This window comes from Candidatus Proelusimicrobium volucris, from assembly GCF_959605025.1.
Lineage (GTDB): Bacteria > Elusimicrobiota > Elusimicrobia > Elusimicrobiales > Elusimicrobiaceae > Proelusimicrobium > Proelusimicrobium volucris.
Map to the genome: position 1 here is coordinate 75781 of NZ_CAUHCY010000005.1, position 18234 is coordinate 94014.

At 46.3% G+C, this 18234-nt stretch carries 16 protein-coding genes; 8 read left to right on the forward strand and 8 right to left on the reverse strand.

Features of this window, described 5'->3' with window-relative positions; genetic code table 11:
• The first annotated feature begins 38 nt into the window (after positions 1-38).
• Genes tmk through ACQY3M_RS05800 form a run of 4 tightly spaced genes read left to right on the forward strand, consistent with a single transcriptional unit; the run spans position 39 to position 3805 of the window.
• The gene (tmk, locus tag ACQY3M_RS05785) at positions 39-677 is read left to right on the forward strand and encodes a dTMP kinase (protein ID WP_428066683.1); all 639 of its coding nucleotides are present in this window, start codon (positions 39-41) and stop codon (positions 675-677) included.
• Positions 677-1639: a DNA polymerase III subunit delta' gene (gene holB, locus ACQY3M_RS05790; RefSeq protein WP_428066685.1), complete on the forward strand. Its 963-nt coding sequence runs from the start codon at positions 677-679 to the stop codon at positions 1637-1639. Before tmk ends, holB begins: the two co-directional genes overlap by 1 nt.
• Before the next feature lie 27 nt (positions 1640-1666).
• Positions 1667-3145 (forward strand): methionine--tRNA ligase, encoded by a 1479-nt coding sequence (gene metG, locus ACQY3M_RS05795; RefSeq protein ID WP_428066687.1) that lies wholly within the window; start codon positions 1667-1669, stop codon positions 3143-3145.
• Positions 3146-3148: 3 nt separating this feature from the next.
• Complete coding sequence (locus tag ACQY3M_RS05800; RefSeq protein WP_428066689.1) at positions 3149-3805, forward strand: DedA family protein; 657 nt, start codon at positions 3149-3151, stop codon at positions 3803-3805.
• Positions 3806-3957: 152 nt separating this feature from the next.
• Here ACQY3M_RS05800 and ACQY3M_RS05805 read toward each other — a convergent pair whose 3' ends face one another.
• The 3 genes from ACQY3M_RS05805 to ACQY3M_RS05815 are packed head-to-tail and all read right to left on the reverse strand — an operon-like array spanning position 3958 to position 7354.
• The gene (locus ACQY3M_RS05805) at positions 3958-5769 is read right to left on the reverse strand and encodes a glycoside hydrolase family 3 protein (protein ID WP_428066690.1); all 1812 of its coding nucleotides are present in this window, start codon (positions 5767-5769) and stop codon (positions 3958-3960) included.
• Positions 5766-6860 (reverse strand): metallophosphoesterase, encoded by a 1095-nt coding sequence (locus ACQY3M_RS05810; RefSeq protein WP_428066692.1) that lies wholly within the window; start codon positions 6858-6860, stop codon positions 5766-5768. The genes ACQY3M_RS05805 and ACQY3M_RS05810 overlap by 4 nt, the downstream gene beginning before the upstream one ends.
• A 5-nt stretch (positions 6861-6865) precedes the next feature.
• Positions 6866-7354 (reverse strand): asparaginase domain-containing protein, encoded by a 489-nt coding sequence (locus ACQY3M_RS05815; protein ID WP_428066693.1) that lies wholly within the window; start codon positions 7352-7354, stop codon positions 6866-6868.
• A gap of 83 nt (positions 7355-7437) precedes the next feature.
• On the opposite strand from ACQY3M_RS05815, the gene gltX reads away from it, so the two are divergent.
• The 4 genes from gltX (at position 7438) to ACQY3M_RS05835 (ending at position 13129) form a co-directional block, all read left to right on the forward strand.
• Complete coding sequence (gltX, locus tag ACQY3M_RS05820; protein WP_428066695.1) at positions 7438-8898, forward strand: glutamate--tRNA ligase; 1461 nt, start codon at positions 7438-7440, stop codon at positions 8896-8898.
• A gap of 20 nt (positions 8899-8918) precedes the next feature.
• Positions 8919-10835: a hypothetical protein gene (locus ACQY3M_RS05825; RefSeq protein WP_428066697.1), complete on the forward strand. Its 1917-nt coding sequence runs from the start codon at positions 8919-8921 to the stop codon at positions 10833-10835.
• Positions 10836-10852: 17 nt separating this feature from the next.
• Positions 10853-11947 (forward strand): type IV pilus twitching motility protein PilT, encoded by a 1095-nt coding sequence (locus ACQY3M_RS05830; RefSeq protein WP_428066699.1) that lies wholly within the window; start codon positions 10853-10855, stop codon positions 11945-11947.
• 90 nt (positions 11948-12037) lie between these two features.
• Entirely contained in the window at positions 12038-13129 is a 1092-nt protein-coding gene (locus ACQY3M_RS05835) for a tetratricopeptide repeat protein (RefSeq protein ID WP_428066700.1), read from the forward strand.
• A gap of 62 nt (positions 13130-13191) precedes the next feature.
• On the opposite strand, the gene tgt is transcribed toward ACQY3M_RS05835, so the two are convergent.
• The 5 genes from tgt to ruvA are packed head-to-tail and all read right to left on the reverse strand — an operon-like array spanning position 13192 to position 18133.
• Entirely contained in the window at positions 13192-14370 is a 1179-nt protein-coding gene (gene tgt / locus ACQY3M_RS05840; protein WP_428066702.1) for a tRNA guanosine(34) transglycosylase Tgt, read from the reverse strand.
• Positions 14367-15404 (reverse strand): tRNA preQ1(34) S-adenosylmethionine ribosyltransferase-isomerase QueA, encoded by a 1038-nt coding sequence (gene queA, locus ACQY3M_RS05845; protein WP_428066703.1) that lies wholly within the window; start codon positions 15402-15404, stop codon positions 14367-14369. The genes tgt and queA overlap by 4 nt, the downstream gene beginning before the upstream one ends.
• 1 nt (position 15405) lies before the next feature.
• Positions 15406-16509, reverse strand: coding sequence for a SpoIID/LytB domain-containing protein (locus ACQY3M_RS05850; RefSeq protein ID WP_428066705.1), 1104 nt, complete (start codon positions 16507-16509; stop codon positions 15406-15408).
• The gene (gene ruvB / locus ACQY3M_RS05855) at positions 16509-17531 is read right to left on the reverse strand and encodes a Holliday junction branch migration DNA helicase RuvB (RefSeq protein ID WP_428066707.1); all 1023 of its coding nucleotides are present in this window, start codon (positions 17529-17531) and stop codon (positions 16509-16511) included. Before ruvB ends, ACQY3M_RS05850 begins: the two co-directional genes overlap by 1 nt.
• A complete protein-coding gene (gene ruvA / locus ACQY3M_RS05860; protein ID WP_428066709.1) occupies positions 17528-18133 on the reverse strand; it encodes a Holliday junction branch migration protein RuvA in 606 nt (201 codons plus the stop codon). Before ruvA ends, ruvB begins: the two co-directional genes overlap by 4 nt.
• Positions 18134-18234 lie beyond the last annotated feature (101 nt).

Here is an 18234-nt window from a genome sequence, read left to right on the forward strand (position 1 = left end):
TTGATAAAATTAAGGAAATACAGCCTGCGGAGGATAAAATGAAATATAAGGGAAAATTTATAGTTTTTGAAGGGCCGGACAGATGCGGCAAATCCACCCAGGCCAATATGCTTAACAAATATCTAAGCGCGCGCGGTTTGGACGTGGTTATAACGCGCGAGCCCGGCGGCGACAGCGTTTCCGAGGAGATCCGCAGGATTTTGCTCGATCCCACCAATACCGTCAGCCCGATGGCCGAGCTTCTTTTGTATGAAGCTTCCCGCGCGCAGCACACCGAACAAAAGATTATTCCCGCGCTTGAAGCGGGGCAGGTTGTGATTTGCGAAAGGTATACGATGTCTTCCTGTGCGTATCAGGGGTACGGCAGGGGGATAGATATGGATATAATAAACAAACTTAACGAAATCGCCACCCGCGGCGTCAAACCGGATTTGACCTTGGTTTTTTTAATGTCGGACAAATACTTTACCGAACGGGGGGAATATTTGTTCTCCGACAGGCTAGAACTGGAAGACGAAGCCTTCCGCCATAAAATGCGCCGCGGTTATAAAGAACTTGCCGCCAAGACGGAAAACGCCGTAATAATCAATGCCGACAGGCCGATAGCGGAAATAGAACAAGAAGTCCTTAAGGAAATCAAGCGCCATAACATTTTGGAAGGGAGCAAGGACGCTTAATGAGTTTTAGAAAAATTTCGGGCCAAGATAAAGCGCTTGAAACACTTAAAGGCTTTATAGCTTCCAAGCGGATACCCGGCGCGATGATATTTTACGGACCTGCTGGCGTGGGCAAGGCTACCGCCGCTTTGGAATTTGCCAAAACGCTTAACTGCCTTGACCAAGATTGCTCCGCCAAAGGCGACAACTGTTCGCTCTGTTCCAACTGTAAACATATAGAGGCGGGAACCCACCCCGATGTCATTTTTGCCGATTTCGCCTATCAGGCTATGCTGAAGAAGGAAGAGCCAGAAAAACAGCAGAGTATAAAAGTGGATACCGTTCGCGCGCTTACGGCTGCCTCCCAGCAGAAGGCGGTTGCGGGCAGATGGAAGGTTTTTATAATAGACAGTGCGGAAACTCTGCAGACGGAAGCGGCAAACGCTTTGCTTAAATTTATAGAAGAACCGCCGGAAAATACGGTGTGGATATTGATTTCCTCAAAGAAAGAGGCTATGTTGAATACGATAAAATCGCGCTGCCAGGCGATAGCGTTTTCCCCGTTGGTGGAAGACGTCCTGATAAACATATTAAAGGATAATTTCGTCGAAGAAAATCTTGCGCGGCGCGCTGTAAAATACGCGCAGGGCTCTGGCGCGAACGCCTTTCGCGCGGCCGAGATTTTGGGCGAGATATCCGCCCTGCCCGGCGGCGCGGCTTTCCCCACTGCTTTTGCGTTAAATCTGCCCAGAACTTTGGCGCAAAGCCGCGCGCAGGTTTCCTTCGCTTTGGATATGCTTGCGGTCTCGGCACACGAAAGCTGGATTAAGAGCGGAAGGGAAGATAAGGCCCAAGAACTTAAAAATTTGCTTTCAAAATTGGTATTCTATAAGAAAGCGATAGCGCGCAACGTTTCGCCATCAATGGTGGCGGAGGCCGCTCTGATAAGCGCGCTTGATTTGGGCATAAGCCTTAAAGATTGAAGATTTTATATATTAAGGAGTCTTTATATGACAAAGAAGTTTTACGTAACAACACCCATATACTATTTGAATTCGGCGCCGCATATCGGGCACGCGTACACCACTTTGGCGGCCGATATTTTGGCCAGATACAAAAAATCGAAAGGGGAAGATGTTTACTTCCTCACGGGTACTGACGAACACGGAGCCAATATTGAAAAAGCCGCCAACAATGCCGGGATTACCCCCCAGAAATGGGTGGATAATATGGCAGAAAAATTTATTGATTTGTGGAAAGTGCTGAACATAAGCTATGACGATTTTATCCGCACCACGCAAAAACGCCACGAACTTACCGTACAGGAAATATTTGAAATTCTGCTTAAAAAAGGCGATATATATAAGGGCAAATACAGCGGGAAATATTGCCTTTCCTGCGAGGCTTATATAGACGAAAGCGAACTTGTCGACGGTAAATGCCCCATTCATAAAAAGGAGCCGCAGCTCATAGAGGAAGAAACTTATTTCTTTAAACTATCGGCCTATCAGGAGCCTTTACTGAAATTTTACGAGCAGAACAAAGATTTCTTAAGCCCGCATTTCCGCGCGGCGGAAATAGTGAACTTCGTCAAAAACGGCCTTAGGGATTTATCCGTTACCAGAACGAAAGTCAAATGGGGCATACCCGTAAAGTCCGACCCAGCCCACACGATATATGTTTGGTTTGACGCTTTAATCAACTATATATCGGCCGTAGGATACGGCAAGGTTTTGGGAATAAATGAACTGGCCGATTATAAATGTGATTTTGAACAGTATTGGCCCGCGGATACGCATCTTATTGGGAAGGAAATTTTCCGCTTCCACGCTGTTATATGGCCTGCCGTGTTGATGGCTTTGGGGCTGCCTTTGCCCAAGAAAGTCTTCGCGCACGGCTGGTGGACGGTGGAGGGGGAAAAGATGTCCAAATCTTTGGGCAATTTTATAGACCCGCGCGACATTACCGATAAATACGGCGTCGATCCGCTTAGATATTTCATATTCAGGGAAGTGCCTTTTGGCGGGGACGGCGATTTTAGTATGGAGGCTTTCAAAAGACGTTTTAACGCCGATCTTGCCAACGATTTGGGCAATTTGCTTTCCCGTACACTTAATATGGCGGCGAAGAATTTAAAAGAAATCCCGCAAGATTGCGCCGTAAGCGGCAGTATGCTTGAAAAATGCGCCAGCGCCGATACGGAATATGACGTCCATATGAATAATCTGGAATTTGACAAAGCCTTGGATACCGCTTGGCTTATAATCGGCGGAATGAACAAATATATCGATGAAACAAAACCTTGGTCTTTAGCCAAGAGCGAGCCGGAAAAAGCTAAAGCCATATTGCTTGAGCTGGTTTTCGCTTTAAGATATGTCTGCAAATGGATAAGCCCTTTTATGCCGCAGACGGCCGAAGAGATGGCAAGACGCTTAAAAGCCGGCGTAATAGAAAAATATCCGCCGCTGTTCCCCAGGATAGAGGCTTAAACGATGGAACTGTTAGGGCAGATAATAGATATTTTTCTTCATTTGGACGTACATCTAAACGCCTTGGCCGCATATATGGGGGTATGGCTTTACGTACTGCTTTTCGCTGTGGTATTTTGCGAGACTGGCCTTGTGGTAACACCGTTTTTGCCCGGTGATTCGCTTATATTTGCGGTTGGCGCTTTGGCGAGCGTTGAAGGTTCCGTGATAGAGTTGCCTTACGCTATAATCATTTTGATTGTCGCGGCGATATTGGGCGACGGTGTGAACTTTGAGATAGGTAAATATATCGGGCCGAAGATATTCAGCAAAGATACTGGTTTTTGGCTTAACAAGAAGCATTTGATTTCGGCGCATAACTTCTACGAGAAATACGGCGGCAAGACGATTATTTTGGCGCGCTTTATTCCGATTATAAGGACATTCGCCCCGTTCGTGGCTGGTATAGGCAAGATGACGTATTTGCACTTTGCTGTTTATAACGTAATCGGCGCGGTTGTATGGGTGCTTTTGTTTTCTTTAAGCGGATATTATTTTGCGGCGACTCCGCTGGTGCAAAATCATTTCCATTACGTGATAGTGGCTATTATAATAATTTCCGTAATGCCGGCGGTTTATGAGTTTATAAAAGCCAAAATGGACGCCAAAAAAGAAAAATAAATAGAGTTTTCCTTTAATGAACAGGCGGCATAACTTAAAGTTATGCCGCCTGTTTGTTTCTCGGTATTGAAGATTTCTGCGATAGATAAGGAAAACAAAAACTAGCTTTATGGCAAATGGTTTTTATAATTTTCCCAATTAGGTTTGGTTTATTACAGTTTTATCGGCAGTTTTCCTTTTGCCTCTTTGTTGCCCAGGATAATTTCCGCCGTGGCGTGTGCGCTTAACTTGTTTACGCCGTATATCGCTATTACGTTTTTGGCTTGCGGGTAGAATTTTATGTCGTAAGGGCTCATAAGCGACAGGAAAATAATATCTTTATCCTCTTTAAGCAGTTGTTCTATTGCTCTTTTTTGGCTGGGGATAGGTTTATCGGCCCATTGGAGACTGCCCAATATTACCAAATCGGCGTTGCTCATACATTCTTTTGCCCTTCTGATGTCAATTTCTTTGGGGCGCAGATGCGCGTTATAATGTTCCACTTCCCAGCCCTTCTCTAAAAACGGGGCGTTTATTATCGGCAGCTGATCGGCAAAGCGGGACGGCGAGAAGAAAACGGAACATAATTTGGGATTATCTTTTTTCTTGATTTCAACTGATTTTGTAGCTTCCTGCGTAAGCTGAAGCTGGGGCGAGGCCTCCCCAGTGAGATTTTTGGTATAGGGCAATACTCCCGGCTGCGAGCGGACTACGGTTACAGCTTCTTCCGCTATTTTGCCTGCATAAATATCAAAGGCTTTTATAGTATCAAAGACATCGCCGTGGTAGACATCCTCGTCAAAAAGGCCGAGTTTGACTTTTAGATCGAAAATCTTTTTGGCGGCTTCGTTTATTCTATCCTCCGATATTTCAGCGCCGATTTTTTGCATAAGCTGTTTATGCGTAAGTTTTGGATCTCTCTTACTGGTAAGTATCATATCTACGCCCGCGTTTAAGGCTTTGGTGGCCGCCTCTATAAGGCTGCTGCCCTTAGTTGCGCCGGCCATATCTAAGCTGTCAGATATTACCAAGCCTTTAAAGCCCAGCTCGTCCTTAAGCAAATCATTAAGGATTTTGGGGGAGAAAGTTGCCGGATTTTGTGGGTCTATAAAGTCGTAAACTATATGTGCCGTCATTATCCCCATAACGCCGTTGTCTATCGCTTGTTTAAACGGAGGAACGTGTGTGGTGTAAAACTCCTCCTTGGTCATATTCAGGCGCGGTAAATCCAGGTGCGAATCTATTACCGTTTCGCCGTGGCCGGGGAAATGTTTTGCCACCGCCATTATCCCGCCTTTTTGAAGCCCGTCGATAAGCGCGCTGCCCATATCGCCCACTACTTTGGTGTCGGAGCCAAACGAGCGCACCCCTATAATCGGATTTGCGGGGTTGATATTTACGTCTACCACAGGGGCGAAATTGATGTGCACACCCACGTTTTTCAATTCGGTTGCCACTATATAAAATAAAGTGGCTGTATCTTCGGTATTTTGCGAAGCGGCGAGCATCATATTGGTAGGCAGATAGGGGAAGCCCAAAGTTACGGGGGTGTATACCGTTCCGCCTTCGTAATCTATGGAAATCAACAACGGTATTTTGTGAGGGCTTTTTTTTGCCCAGCTTTGCAATTTATCAATGAGTTTCTTTGTTTGGGGCAGCGAATAATTGCCCCATTGTATCAGCACCCCGCCGACAAGCCCTTTTTGTATGGCGTCTTTGTATTTGTCGGCATTGTCTATATCCGTGGCGATGACAATTGTCTGCGCCAGTTTTTCCTGCATGGTTAAAGTATCAAATAGGGTTTGCGGTTCGTTGGGAATTTCCGGGTTTGCCGCCTTTGGCGGGAAATTCTCTTTTATCGCTTCGCTTTGGGATTGGACTTTTATAGCTTTCGGCTTCTGCGTCGGCGGGGTATTATTGCCGGGATTTTTGGCATAAGCCGAAAGTGTAAAAAGCAAAGCCAAGAGCAAGCTCAGCCGTTTCATTGTTGGGCCTCTTTTAAGATTATCACGGGCAGCTCGTTAATGGTGCCAAGCCTGAAAGGAGGGCCCCAATAAAATGTGCCGGAACTTACGTACAGGTTTGTTTTGTCCTTGGTATAAAGGCCGTTTATGTATGGGAACTTCAAAGCCGTTAGATATTTAAAGGGCCAAATTTGGCCGTTATGCGTATGTCCGCTAAGCATTAAACCGATTTTATTGTTTGCAGCTTCTTCCAAGTACAAAGGCGTATGGGAGAGCAAAATATTATAGTTGCTGTTAAATACGGTGCCGTTTCTTATAATTTGCTCAAAGTAATGTGGTTTTATGCCAGAGGTAACAATGTCGTTTACTCCCACGATGTTTATTTTGCCGACATAAGCTGTTTTATTTTGGAGCGGAATAATGCCCGCTGCTCTATACATGTCCATATTGGCGTTAACTCCGCTGTAATATTCGTGATTGCCGGGGACCCCGTATTTCCCTAACTTGGCGTGCATGTTTTTGACGTTTTCTATAAAGAGAGGGGCATATCTTCCGGCATATTCAAAAATATCACCCGTGAAGAAAATAAAATCCGGCTCCAATTCGTTTATCTGTTTGGTTAGCTTTGCCACTCTGGAGGGGGTTACCGTCCCGCCGAAATGAGTATCGGATAAGTGGACTATTTTTATCCCGTCTGTGCCTGGCACGTCGGTATTAACGGTAATATTAACAATGGCAGGCTGCTTGAAAGCATTATAAGCGCCTTTTGCGGATATAATAAAAGCTATTATCATTACAAATACGCCCAAAGGTATTTTGAGCGGGTGCCCCGTCAATTTGAAAAGCAGCTGCAGTGCCATAGCCGCCATTACCGTTAGGAAATATAAGAACAGAAGTCCCAAAAGAATATGCCCAGCCACCTGTAATGCGTATGAGAAATTATTATATACCTGATGCGGTATTATGAACGCGGCAAGCAAAAACAGCGTCAGTAAAGCGGGCGCTATTTTTGCCGTAAGATTAAAAGAGAGAAAAGGGGTGTTAAGGCAAGTCCAAGCTATACTTACATAGCTCATCAAGAGTACGGTTATAAGCAAAAATATCAAAAACATAAAATTTACACCTTGGAAACGAAAATTCCTTTCTTTTTATTTTTTGTGACATTATCAAAGGAGAACAATTTCCCGTTCATCGCGACATATACCCCGTTGGGCAGCGACTGGGAAAAAGCCATGGCGGTCGCCAAATTAAATATACCGTCGGAAGTGCCGAATTTATAAGGGATCATTGCACCGGTAAGAACTATGGTTTTGTTTTTTACTTTTGCCCCCAAATAGCGGGCGGTTTGTTCCATGGTATCGGTACCGTGCGTAATGACGATACTGTTTTCTTTGGCGTTTTTGCAGGTTTTCGCTATTTCCGCTCTGTCTTTTTCGGACATAAACAAACTGTCTTTAAGCATAAGCTGCGTTATTGCCACAGGCAGGCGGCAACGCCCCATTTTAAGCACTTCTTTAAGGTGGGTACGGGTAAAGAACAGCTCGCCCGTAAGTTCATTATATTCTTTGTCGAAAGTACCGCCAGTCGCTATAATTCTTACTGACATCTAGAATCTCCTTGAGGATTGATAGAAAGTTCCTAAATAAAAAGTATAATATATTTATAGAATAGACAAGAGGTTTTTATATTATGACTATAAGAGTAAGATTTGCCCCCTCGCCGACAGGGCACCTTCATATCGGCGGATTAAGGACGGCGCTTTTCAACTATCTTTTTGCTAAAAAAGAAGGCGGTACTTTCATTTTAAGAATAGAGGACACCGACGAAGAAAGATCAACACAAGAATCCGTTGACGCTATATATCAAGGTTTGATGTGGGCAGGTTTGACTTGGGACGAAGGCCCGATGCCCGACGGCAGCGTCAAGGGAAATTTCCCGCCGTATTATCAAGCGCAGCGCGCTGATATGGGGATATACAAAAAATATATAGATCAGCTTTTGGCGGAAGGTAAAGCATATAAATGCTATTGCACGCCCGAGGAACTTGAGGATATGCGCCAAAAAGCGCATGCGGAGCATAGGCCTCCCCGTTATCCGGGCAAATGCCGCAATCTTACCAAAGAACAGCAGGCCGAGCTTGAGGCCCAGGGCCGCAAATACGTAATACGTTTCAAAATGCCGAGCGAAGGCGAAACGGTATTTAACGATTTAATCCGCGGGGAAGTTAGCTTTGCCAATAGGGATTTGTACGACTTGGTAATACAAAAGACCAGCGGATATCCGACTTATAACTTTGCCTGTGTGATAGACGATCATCTTATGGAAATGACTCATATTATCCGCGGCGATGACCATATTTCCAATACGCCGGCGCAAATACAGATGTATAGGGCTTTGGGGTGGAAGGAACCTATTTTTGCGCATCTCTCGATGATACACGGCCCCGACGGTACGAAACTTTCCAAACGCCACGGCGATACCAGCGTAATAGAATACAAACGCCAAGGCTTTTTGCCTGAGGCGATGATAAACTACTTGGCGCTTTTGGGCTGGAGTACGCCCGATTCGCAGCAGCTTTTCGCGCCCGGCGAACTGGAAGAGAAATTTGATATTAAGGGCTGCCAAAAAAGCCCCGCCGTATTTGATACGGTAAAACTTATGTGGATGAACGGGGATTATATAAGGCAGCTTAGCTCCAAGGAGCTTTTAAACAGGGCCAAACCGTTTATAGAGGAAGCCGGCATAGCCAAGGGCGTAGACGAAGAACGGCTTGAGCAAATAGTCGCGTTGGAGCAGGAGAAATATAAAACTTTGAGGGAAATACCCGATCTGATAAGTTTCTTCTTTACCGATGAAGTCAAATTCGACGAAGCCGCCGTAAATAAAGTTTTCAAGACGGAAACCGCAAAGAAAGCGCTTGAACTGATGATAGATAAATACGGCGCCTTGCAGGACTTCACCGAGCAAACGTTGGAACAAACCGCCAGAGCAGCCGCAAAGGAAGCGGGTTTGAAAGCGGGGCAGATTTTCCACCCCGTAAGAGTGGCGGTATCGGGCAGAACCAACGGCCCCACATTATTCAAAATGCTTGAATATATGGGTAAAGATATGGTATTAAAGAGAATGAGGGCTGCTTTGCAATATTGCTAGATATAGGAAAAGGGGCAAGGATGAAATATTGGTATCTGAAGGGGGCGGACGTAGTGGGGCCGCTTCCGGTGGGGGAAATAGTAAACGATGCGGAATTTTCGGCGGATACTTTTGTCTGTCCGGAACATGAAAGCGAAAACAGCGAGGCTTGGAAACCGGCCGAGCAGTATATGCAGGACTTCGGTTATTTCTTGGATCCTTCTCATTACGCAAAACCTTCGGAGGGTTCCCCTGCGCCAAAAGAGCCGAACGAAGAAAAGGAAGATATTCCCTCTAAAGATTCCTCGCCTCTGGGGCAATCCTCTCAGACATCAACGGAAGAACGCCCTTTCTCTGAGCATTCTTTAAATGAATTACCCCAAGGGGAGAATCTTTCCGAAGTCAAACCGATATTTTCGGAAGGCGAGAAAGCTTTGCCTGAAGGGGGCGAGCCTCTCTTCGAGCCTAAGCCGATAATTGAAGATTTGCCTAAGGCTTATGCCGAACAGGAGAAAGAGGAATCACCTCTTCCCGAGGAAAAGGCCCCTACCGAATATAATGTCTATACCGAACGAGTGAATCTTAATGATTTGCCTGCGGAGAGCGAGGCCTCTATGGAGGAAACGATACACGCGCGCTCGCCCCTCAATGCGGCTATGGACGATAATTTACTTGACGAAATACCCGCCGCGGCCGTTTTGGGCAACAGGGAAGAGAATATAGAACAGGCCTTAAAAGAACCTTCCGACGATATAAAGGGGGAAGAGGCGGAAGTCGTTTTCAACGAAGAGGAAACTTTGGCCAAGGAAGAGTCATCTTCCCCGGATAAGATTTTTAAGGAAGAATCTTCTCATAGCGAAGCGGTTGTAGTGGCGCCTGAGGAGGGGGGGGCTTCCTCTGTTAAAGAGGAAAACTCGAACCCGAACGAAAATCCCGGGCGTAAGATATTAAGGGAAGAACAAGCCAAAGCCGCCGCGATTAAAGATGAGGAAGACGCCGACGATCTGGACGAGCCGGAAACGGAAAGAGAAGAAAGTGACGACTCTTTGGAAACTTTTACTTCTTCCGCGCCGGTAGTTCATATAGATCCGGAGGACGAGCAGTCTTTTAAAAATAAAGTTTTGCCGCGCGCAACGATAACGGAAGATGAGGGTGACGGCGCAGAACGTGAGGAAGAGGACTATTTTGAAGATTCCGAAAAAAGGGATATCCTTTCCATAGACGACGAAAAAGAGTATGGCGTGCATTCTTCTCCCAACCACGGCATTATTGAGGAAAATCACGAGGTTGACACCGGCTTATTATCGGTCCAAGATTCGGTAAACAGCCAATTTGTAAAGCCGGCCCCCACTACTAGCGGAAAGATAATAAGCTCAAGCGACGGAAGGGTGCGCGAGCCGAAGAACAAACGGAACGACCTGATATATATAATGGTAATGTTTATGGTCGTTTTGGTGATAGTGGCTTTGATGATGATGTTCACTTCGGAACAGAGCAAAGAAGGCGCAAGCGCGAAAGGGGCGCAAACTCAGCAGGCGAGTGCGGGCGCTATGGATATGGAAGATCAAATTTCGCGCTCGGTGATACAGGGGATAGATGAGGGTATGGCTTCGCCGGAAGTTCCGTTTGCCTCCGCTCCTATAAAGAACGGCAATCTGACGCAAAACAACGGCAGTGTGCAAGACACGACGCAGGACATGGCGCGCTATTGCGAGAATTTGGTCCGGAATTATAGGCTTGCCGACGGTACTACGATAGATGAGCGATTTGGTAAGATATACGGCGCGGATTATCAAACTAGATGGGGCAGCAATTTGCTGCATGGCAATACTTACGTGGTGGAATTTTTCGCTTCCAAAGTTAGGTCCGAGCCGATAAGATATATGTTCTCTGTGAATGCGAGCAACGGAGAGATAGGCGGCATGAACAATGCCGCGGTAGATTTAGTAGGTAAATAAAATTTATAGGAGCAATTATGGGAAACGGAAGCGGTAAAGATTTGTTAACATTAGACGTATTATTTCAGTTGATGAAGAGCAAGAACGCGTCGGATCTGCATTTGACGGTAGGGGTTCCTCCCATTTTGCGTATAGACGGCAAGTTGTTTCAGACTCCGTATGAGGTTCTAACTTCGGAACGGATACAAAATTTGATATATGCGGTAATGAGCGAGGAGCAAAAAGGCCGTTTTGAATCCACCAACGAATTGGATTTTGCCATTTCCTTAAAGAATTTTGGCAGAATGAGGGTCAATTTATACAGACAGCGCGGCAGCATGGGCGTGGCGATAAGGGCTATTCCGTTTGACTTTAAAACTTTCAGGCAGTTGGGTTTGCCCGCGGCGGTAGATTCTTTGGTGCATATGACCAAAGGCTTGGTATTGGTGACGGGGCCTACCGGTTCGGGAAAATCTACGACTTTAGCTAGCATTATAAACTTTATAAACGAACATTACGGTTATCATATAATGACGGTGGAAGACCCGATAGAATTTATTCACGAGCATAAAAGAAGTATCGTGAACCAGAGGGAAGTAGGGCAGGATACGAAAGATTTCGCCACGGCGTTAAGATATGTGTTAAGGCAGGATCCGGACGTCATTTTAATAGGCGAAATGCGCGATTTGGAAACGACGCAGCAGGCTTTAAACGCGGCGGAAACGGGTCACTTGGTATTCGGCACTTTGCACACTAGTGACGCTATGCAGACGATAAACCGCATATTGGATATGTTCCCGCCGAATCAACAGGAGCAGGCGAGGACGCAGCTGTCTTTTGTGTTGGAAGGTATTATCTCTCAGCAACTGTTGCAGACGGCCGACGGAAAAGGCCGCATATTGGCGCCGGAAGTTTTATTGGCGACGCCTGCCGTAAGGGCTTTGATAAGAGATAAGAAAATAGAGCAGCTTGTCCACGTGATGCAGACCAGCCAGCAGCAGGGTATGCAGACGATGAACCAATGCCTTGGCGATTTGTATCTGGCCAACAAGATAACGTATCAAGAGGCAGTGTTCCACTCCAACGACGTCAACGATTTGAAGGCGTATTTGGAACAGCGCATGAGACGCTAGGCAAAAATGATTTAGAAGATAACTATCCTCTTAAAAGGGGATAGTTATTTTTTTGTTAGAATATATAAAAATAAAAAAGCGGAGGGCTTTATGCGAGACGCAAATTTCTACGAGGATCTTTTAGACGATAATAAGCCTTTGGAAGTATTGGAAGATTTGGCTTCTTATAAAGGACGCGACGCGAAAATTTATTATTTAATGGCGGAAGCGCGGCGTATGCTCGGCCATTTTGAAGAGGCGATAGTATTGTATTCAAAGGCCGATTCTTACAATAAAATACCAGCCAAAGCCGGCGCTGAAGAAGGGGAAGAATTCCTTTTATTCAAGCTGGATATAGCTTTGGCGATGTCAAAATGTTACAGAACTTTGGGCATAGCGCAGACGGCTTATGACGTGGCCTCACAGGCGTTTGATATGGCCGAGAAACAGCAGTTTTTGGATTATGCTATGACGGCTTTGCAGGAGATGGGAATGTCTTTAAGAGCGCTTGGGCGCCTTGATGAAGCCGTACAGTTATTAAAAGAAGTTTTAAGCTATTACGAAAGCGAAAAGGACACCGCCGGAATATCGTTTATATACTGGGCTTTGGGCGGAATATGCCGTTTGAAAGGGCAGTTTAAGGAGGGGATAGAATATTTTAAATTAGCGATAAAATTGGCCAAACGCGCGAAGGATAAAATGTCGGAGGCATACGGCTATTGCGGGCTTGCGGGTATCAGCAGGATAGCGGGCGACATTAAAGGCTGCGTGGATAATTATAAAAAGGCCGAAGCGATATTTAAAAACAGCGAAGACATATTCGGCAAAGCCTACACTAACTGCGGTATGGCCAATGGGCTTAGACAGCTTGGCAGTTATGACGAGGCTTTAAAACGCTATAAACGCGCCGACGCTTTATACACCAGTATAAACGATACGGTGGATTTGGGTTTCGTCAAATGGGGCAAGGCCGACGTGCTGAAAAGGAAAAATAAACTTAAAGAGGCTCTGGCGGAACTTAAAGAGGCTAAGGAACTTTTTGCTTCTTCCGACGAAATACGCGGCCAGCTCCTTACGGAGTTCTCTTTGGCGCAGCTTATCTATGCTTTGGGCGACGCCAAGGCGGCGGAAAGTATTTACGACGCCGCTTTAAAGCGCTGCAAAAAAGAAGGCTTATACACCTATATGGAAAGTTATACTTGATATTTTATCTGCCTAATAAAAAAGCCCCGATATAAAATCGGGGCTTTTTAAATGTCTTGATTTTATTTATAAGCTTCTTCCATTTCCGCTTTGAATTTGAGGAAGGTACCCTCTTTTATTGAAGATCTTACCTGTTCCATCATTCTGGTAAGGAAGCGTATATTGTGAATGGAAAGCAGTCTGTGGCTGGTAAGTTCGCCGGCCCTAAACAAATGCGACAAATAAGCCCTGGAATAATTCTTGCAGACGAAGCAATCGCATTTATCGTCAAGCGGTTTATCCTGTGTTCGGTAGACGAGATTTTTGATATTCACCTTGCCGCCGCTGGTCATTACCTGTCCGTTTCTGGCTACTCTGGTCGGCCAGACGCAGTCAAACATATCTACGCCCTGTTCTATGCAGTCCAGAATTTCCTGCGGGGTGCCAAGCCCCATAAGGTAGCGCGGTTTTCCGTCGGGCAAATGCGGGACGGTATGGCGCAGGGCAAGGTTCATTTCTTCCCTGGTTTCGCCGACGGAAAGCCCGCCTATGCAAAAGCCGTGCACCGGCAAAGTTGCCATATCTTTGGCGGCTTCTTCCCTAAGGCGTGGATAAATGGCGCCCTGTATTATCCCAAACAAAATAGAGTGCGGGACGGAAAAGGATCCGTCTTCGTTTCTTGTTATATTCTGCGGCACCATGGAGTGATATTTGGCCGCCGCGCGCCTGGCCCAGCGTTTGGTAATTTCAAGCGCTTTTTTTGCTTCGTTTTCTTTGGCGGTGGCGGGGATAAGGACGTCAAGGCAAGTCCAGATATCGGATCCGATTTTACTTTCGGCCTCTATCACGTTTTCCGGCGAAAAGAAATGCTTGCTGCCGTCGTGGTGTGATTTGAACCATACGCCCTCTTCCGTTATTTTCCTTAAATGCGAAAGGCTATGTACCTGAAACCCGCCCGAATCGGTGAGTATACTGGAATCCCAGTGCATAAATTTATGCAGGCCGCCCATCTTTTCCAGCAGGTCGGTGCCGGGCCTTAAATAAAGGTGATAGGTGTTTGAAAGTATGCATTGCGCTTTTACATGGTGCAAGTCTTCTTCCGTCAAGGCTTTGACGCAGGCCTGCGTCGCCACTGGCATAAATACGGGCGTTTGCACCAGGCCGTGTTTGGTATAAAGGCGCGCCGTTCTGGCTTTTGAGGAGCCGTCCCACGCGTCTACGGTAAATGGTGATGTTATTTTAATGTCTTTAAGTTCGTTCATAATATCAGCATTGAATCTCCGAAAGAATAAAAACGGTATTTAAGTTCCACCGCCTGGCTGTAAGCCTTATATATAAAATCCTCGGTGGCGAAAGCCGACACCATACATAAAGGCGTGGAATCGGGGAAGTGGAAATTGGTTATCAAGGCGTCAACCGCTTTAAATTTATAGCCTTGATAGATGAACAGATCCGTCCACTTGCCGCCGGGCGCTACAAAACCCTTATCGTCGGCGAAGCTTTCAATCGTGCGGGTGCTGGTCGTTCCGACGGAAAAGAGCCTGCCGCCGTTCTGTTTTGTTTTATTGATTATATCGGCCGTTTCTTTAGGCATTACGGCGAATTCTGCCAGCATTGTATGTTCTTCGGGCTCGGTGCGAAGCGGTTTGAATGTGCCCCAGCCTACGTGTAAAGTAACATAAGCGATATTAACGCCTTTTTGTTTGAGAGTATCAAGCAGCTGCGGCGTAAAGTGAAAGCCCGCCGTCGGCGCGGCTATGGAGCCTTCATTATGCGCATATACCGTTTGGTAACGCTGTTTGTCGCTCCCTATCGAAAGGGGCATGCCCGCGTGCTTGCGAGCCTTTTCTATATAAGGGGGCAGAGGCATAAGCCCGTATTCGCGGCAATAGGGCAAAATGTCTTCTTTATTGAACTTTATTACAGCCTCGCCGTTTTCGGTGTTGGATATTACCTCGCCCTGCAAATCATGGCCGAAGTTTAATTTCGTACCCGGTTTGTATTGCCTTAACAAAACAGCCCAGGAATATTTGTCTTGCAGCTGTCTTACCAGCAATACTTCCATTTTGCCGCCCGTCTCTTTATGCGCGAAGAGTTTCGCGGGAAATACTTTTGAATCGTTTATGACGATAGTATCGCCCGCGTTGATGAATTGCGGCAAATCCCTGAAGATTTGATGCTTTATCTCGCCCGTTTTTCTGTTTAAAACCATCAATCTGCTGGAGTCGCGCGGGTCTGCGGGGTTTTTCGCTATTAAGTCGTCTACGTTAAACTTTTTGAATCTTTCAAACGCCATATTAAATCCTTGTTATTTTGGAAGAAGGATAATATCTGTCCAAAATATCCTTGTAATCTTTGCCGGCTTCCGCCATTCCTTTGGCGCCGTCTTGGCACATTCCGCCGCCGTGGCCGTAGCCTTTGCCGGTAAAGGTGCGGCCTTTGATTTTGGTCAAAAAGCAGCTTTTCATTTTAGTGGAGCCTACCGCCACCCTAAAGCTGTTGCAGTTTACTTCTTTTTTGGTTTTGCTCGTCCTTATGGTTAAAGTTTTGGCTCTGCCTGAAGATTCCTTTTTGGCTACGGATACGCTCTTGAAGGTGCCGGGTATTTTGTTTTGTTTTAGGAAATTGTTTATTGCGCTTAAACTTATCGTCGCCTGCCAATTCGCGCTTTTGCTGTTTTTGCAGTATCCGCATTTGGCGCCGCTTAGAGGTTTTATCGTGTCTTTAAGCCAGGGGATAGGGTCGGTATGGCCGCCGCAGTTGGCGTGGTAATAGGTGTAGAAAAGTTTGCCTTTGTAAGTCAGCGTTTCGCCTTTGGTTTGATTTACCGCTTTCTCTACGCTTTCATATACTTTTACGGAACCTTTATACATTTGGCTTCGGACGTCGGAATAAAGGTCGAAATCCTGCGTTTTTTTATCCTCTATGCTTTTTAGGGTATAAGTTCTTGCGGCGACGGCTTGCGCTTTTAGGGCTTCAAGCGGCCAGGAGGCGCTCATCTCGTAGGGCAAAACGCCGAGCAGATAATTTTCCAAATCGGTTTGTTCTATTATGTTTACGCCCGATTTCGCTGGTTGTATAAGCAATTTGCCGTTGTATTTATTGCCGCCGAGCGTAAAACTCTCTTTTGGGGAAGTTAAAGCCAAAAGCAGGCCTTTGCCTGATTTGACGCTGCCCGCCTTGACGCCTTTTTTATCGCCCGATACGGTAAACTTCCCGCCCTTTTTTACCAAATATTTTTTGCCGCCCGACAAATCCGTTATTTTAAAAGAGGAAGAAGCCTCCACCGATATGGACGGCTTATTTTCCGCTATCAATATTTTTACCTCTTTGGCGCACAGAGTTTGAAACGGCAAAGCGGCAAATGCAAACAAGATAAAAAAACGCGATATATATTTCATCAAAAAAGTCCGTTGGGGTTTTTGCGGCCTAAATGGTCGTATGCCTTTTGCGTGGCGACGCGCCCCCTGGGCGTACGGGTAATAAAACCCGCTTTTATCAGGTAGGGTTCAATGGCGTCGGTAAGGGTATCGGTTTCCTGCGATACGGCTATGGCGAGGTTTTCCATACCTACGGGCCCGCCGCCGAATTTCTCTATCAGGGCGCTGAGTATTTTTTTGTCTACGCTGTCCAAGCCTTCTTTGTCTATGTCCAAAGCTTCCATGGCCATAACGGCAATTTCCTCGGTAATGACGCCATCGCCCTTAACTTGCGCGAAGTCGCGCGCCCTTCTAAGCAGGCGGTTGGCTATACGGGGCGTACCGCGCGAACGGCGCGCTATTTCCGTAAGGCCGGGCCTGTCGGCGTCTATTTTAAGCAGTCTTGCCGAGCGTTCCAAAATATCGGTAATTTCTTTAATTTCGTAAAAACCCAGATTGAACACTATGCCGAAGCGGTCTCTAAGCGGGCCGGTCAAAAGGCCCGAACGCGTCGTCGCGCCGACCAAAGTAAACTTCGGAACCGCCAGTTTAAGCGTGGTAGAACCCGCCCCTTTACCCGTATTTATAAAGAAAGTAAAATCCTCCATGGCGGGGTAGAGCGCTTCTTCCACCGCGGGGTTCAGGCGGTGTATTTCGTCTATAAAAAGTATGTCGCCTTCATTAAGCTCGGTGGTGAGCATGGCGGCCAAATCTCCCGGTCGCGCCAAAACGGGGCCCGATGTGCTTTTGATGTTTACGCCCATCTCCTTGGCCAAAATATTGGACAGCGTAGTTTTGCCCAAACCCGGCGGGGAATAGAAAAGGCAATGATCCAGCGCTTCGCCCCTGGCTTTGGCGGCGGATATAAAAATTTCCAAATTCTCTTTAAGTTTATCCTGTCCGACAAATTCCGCCAAAGTGGCGGGCCTGAGGGCGTGCTCCAGCGAGGAGTTCTTTTCCTCCACGCTAGCTTCCACATTTAAATATTCGTTATGAGCCGTCATTTGCGAAGTATCCTCAAAGCCGATTTAATATTTTCTTCCATATTATTGGATAGCCCGCCCTCATTGTGCAGTTTTTCTATCGCGCGCCTGGCTTCCGCCATACTGTATCCCAGCGCGCTGAGGGCCGCCAAAAGTTCCGACATATAAGGCGTATCCAAAGTTTTAATTTTCGTTTCGCCCTGTACGGTAAGGGTGTCCATTTTGCCTTTCAAAGCGTCTATTATTTTCTGTGCCGTTTTGGCCGTAAAGCCGAATATGCCCGTAAGTATTTTGGCGTCTTGATTTATTATCGCCCTGTGGAAATCGGGCAGGCTTCTAAGGGCTTTGCTTAAAAACTCCAAAGCCTTTTTGGGGCCGGTATTGGGTATGCTTTCTTTAAATAGGAGAAACAGGGTTTGATCGTCTTTGCTTATAAACCCGTATAAGCTGGTTCCGTCGTAAGGTGAAAGCGATTCGGTTATGTAAAGTGAAGCTTCCCGCCCTTCTTCCAAGGAGCTCAGCGATGCCTGCGGCATATTGACTTCATAGCCCACTCCGCCCGCCAAGACTATCGCGGAATTTTCCCTTATTTCAAATACTTCTCCTTTCAAGAAAGCTATCATATTTACATTTTACTTTATTTTGCCTTTGCTAAAAAGGCACGGGGGTATATATTTAAAGTTTATTTTATATGTTCGGTTTTAAAAGCGGGTAAATCCGCAAA

Bases quoted from the DNA above. Each gene is read 5' to 3' on its own strand.
- ACQY3M_RS05825 (WP_428066697.1), top strand. From the start codon at position 8,919: ATGAAATATTGGTATCTGAAGGGGGCGGACGTAGTGGGGCCGCTTCCG.
- ACQY3M_RS05850 (WP_428066705.1), bottom strand. From the start codon at position 16,509: ATGAAATATATATCGCGTTTTTTTATCTTGTTTGCATTTGCCGCTTTG.
- ACQY3M_RS05810 (WP_428066692.1), bottom strand. From the start codon at position 6,860: ATGTTTTTGATATTTTTGCTTATAACCGTACTCTTGATGAGCTATGTA.
- gltX (WP_428066695.1), top strand. From the start codon at position 7,438: ATGACTATAAGAGTAAGATTTGCCCCCTCGCCGACAGGGCACCTTCAT.
- tgt (WP_428066702.1), bottom strand. From the start codon at position 14,370: ATGAACGAACTTAAAGACATTAAAATAACATCACCATTTACCGTAGAC.
- ACQY3M_RS05835 (WP_428066700.1), top strand. From the start codon at position 12,038: ATGCGAGACGCAAATTTCTACGAGGATCTTTTAGACGATAATAAGCCT.
- ruvB (WP_428066707.1), bottom strand. From the start codon at position 17,531: ATGACGGCTCATAACGAATATTTAAATGTGGAAGCTAGCGTGGAGGAA.
- tmk (WP_428066683.1), top strand. From the start codon at position 39: ATGAAATATAAGGGAAAATTTATAGTTTTTGAAGGGCCGGACAGATGC.
- ACQY3M_RS05805 (WP_428066690.1), bottom strand. From the start codon at position 5,769: ATGAAACGGCTGAGCTTGCTCTTGGCTTTGCTTTTTACACTTTCGGCT.
- ACQY3M_RS05800 (WP_428066689.1), top strand. From the start codon at position 3,149: ATGGAACTGTTAGGGCAGATAATAGATATTTTTCTTCATTTGGACGTA.
- holB (WP_428066685.1), top strand. From the start codon at position 677: ATGAGTTTTAGAAAAATTTCGGGCCAAGATAAAGCGCTTGAAACACTT.
- queA (WP_428066703.1), bottom strand. From the start codon at position 15,404: ATGGCGTTTGAAAGATTCAAAAAGTTTAACGTAGACGACTTAATAGCG.
- ACQY3M_RS05830 (WP_428066699.1), top strand. From the start codon at position 10,853: ATGGGAAACGGAAGCGGTAAAGATTTGTTAACATTAGACGTATTATTT.
- ruvA (WP_428066709.1), bottom strand. From the start codon at position 18,133: ATGATAGCTTTCTTGAAAGGAGAAGTATTTGAAATAAGGGAAAATTCC.
- ACQY3M_RS05815 (WP_428066693.1), bottom strand. From the start codon at position 7,354: ATGTCAGTAAGAATTATAGCGACTGGCGGTACTTTCGACAAAGAATAT.
- metG (WP_428066687.1), top strand. From the start codon at position 1,667: ATGACAAAGAAGTTTTACGTAACAACACCCATATACTATTTGAATTCG.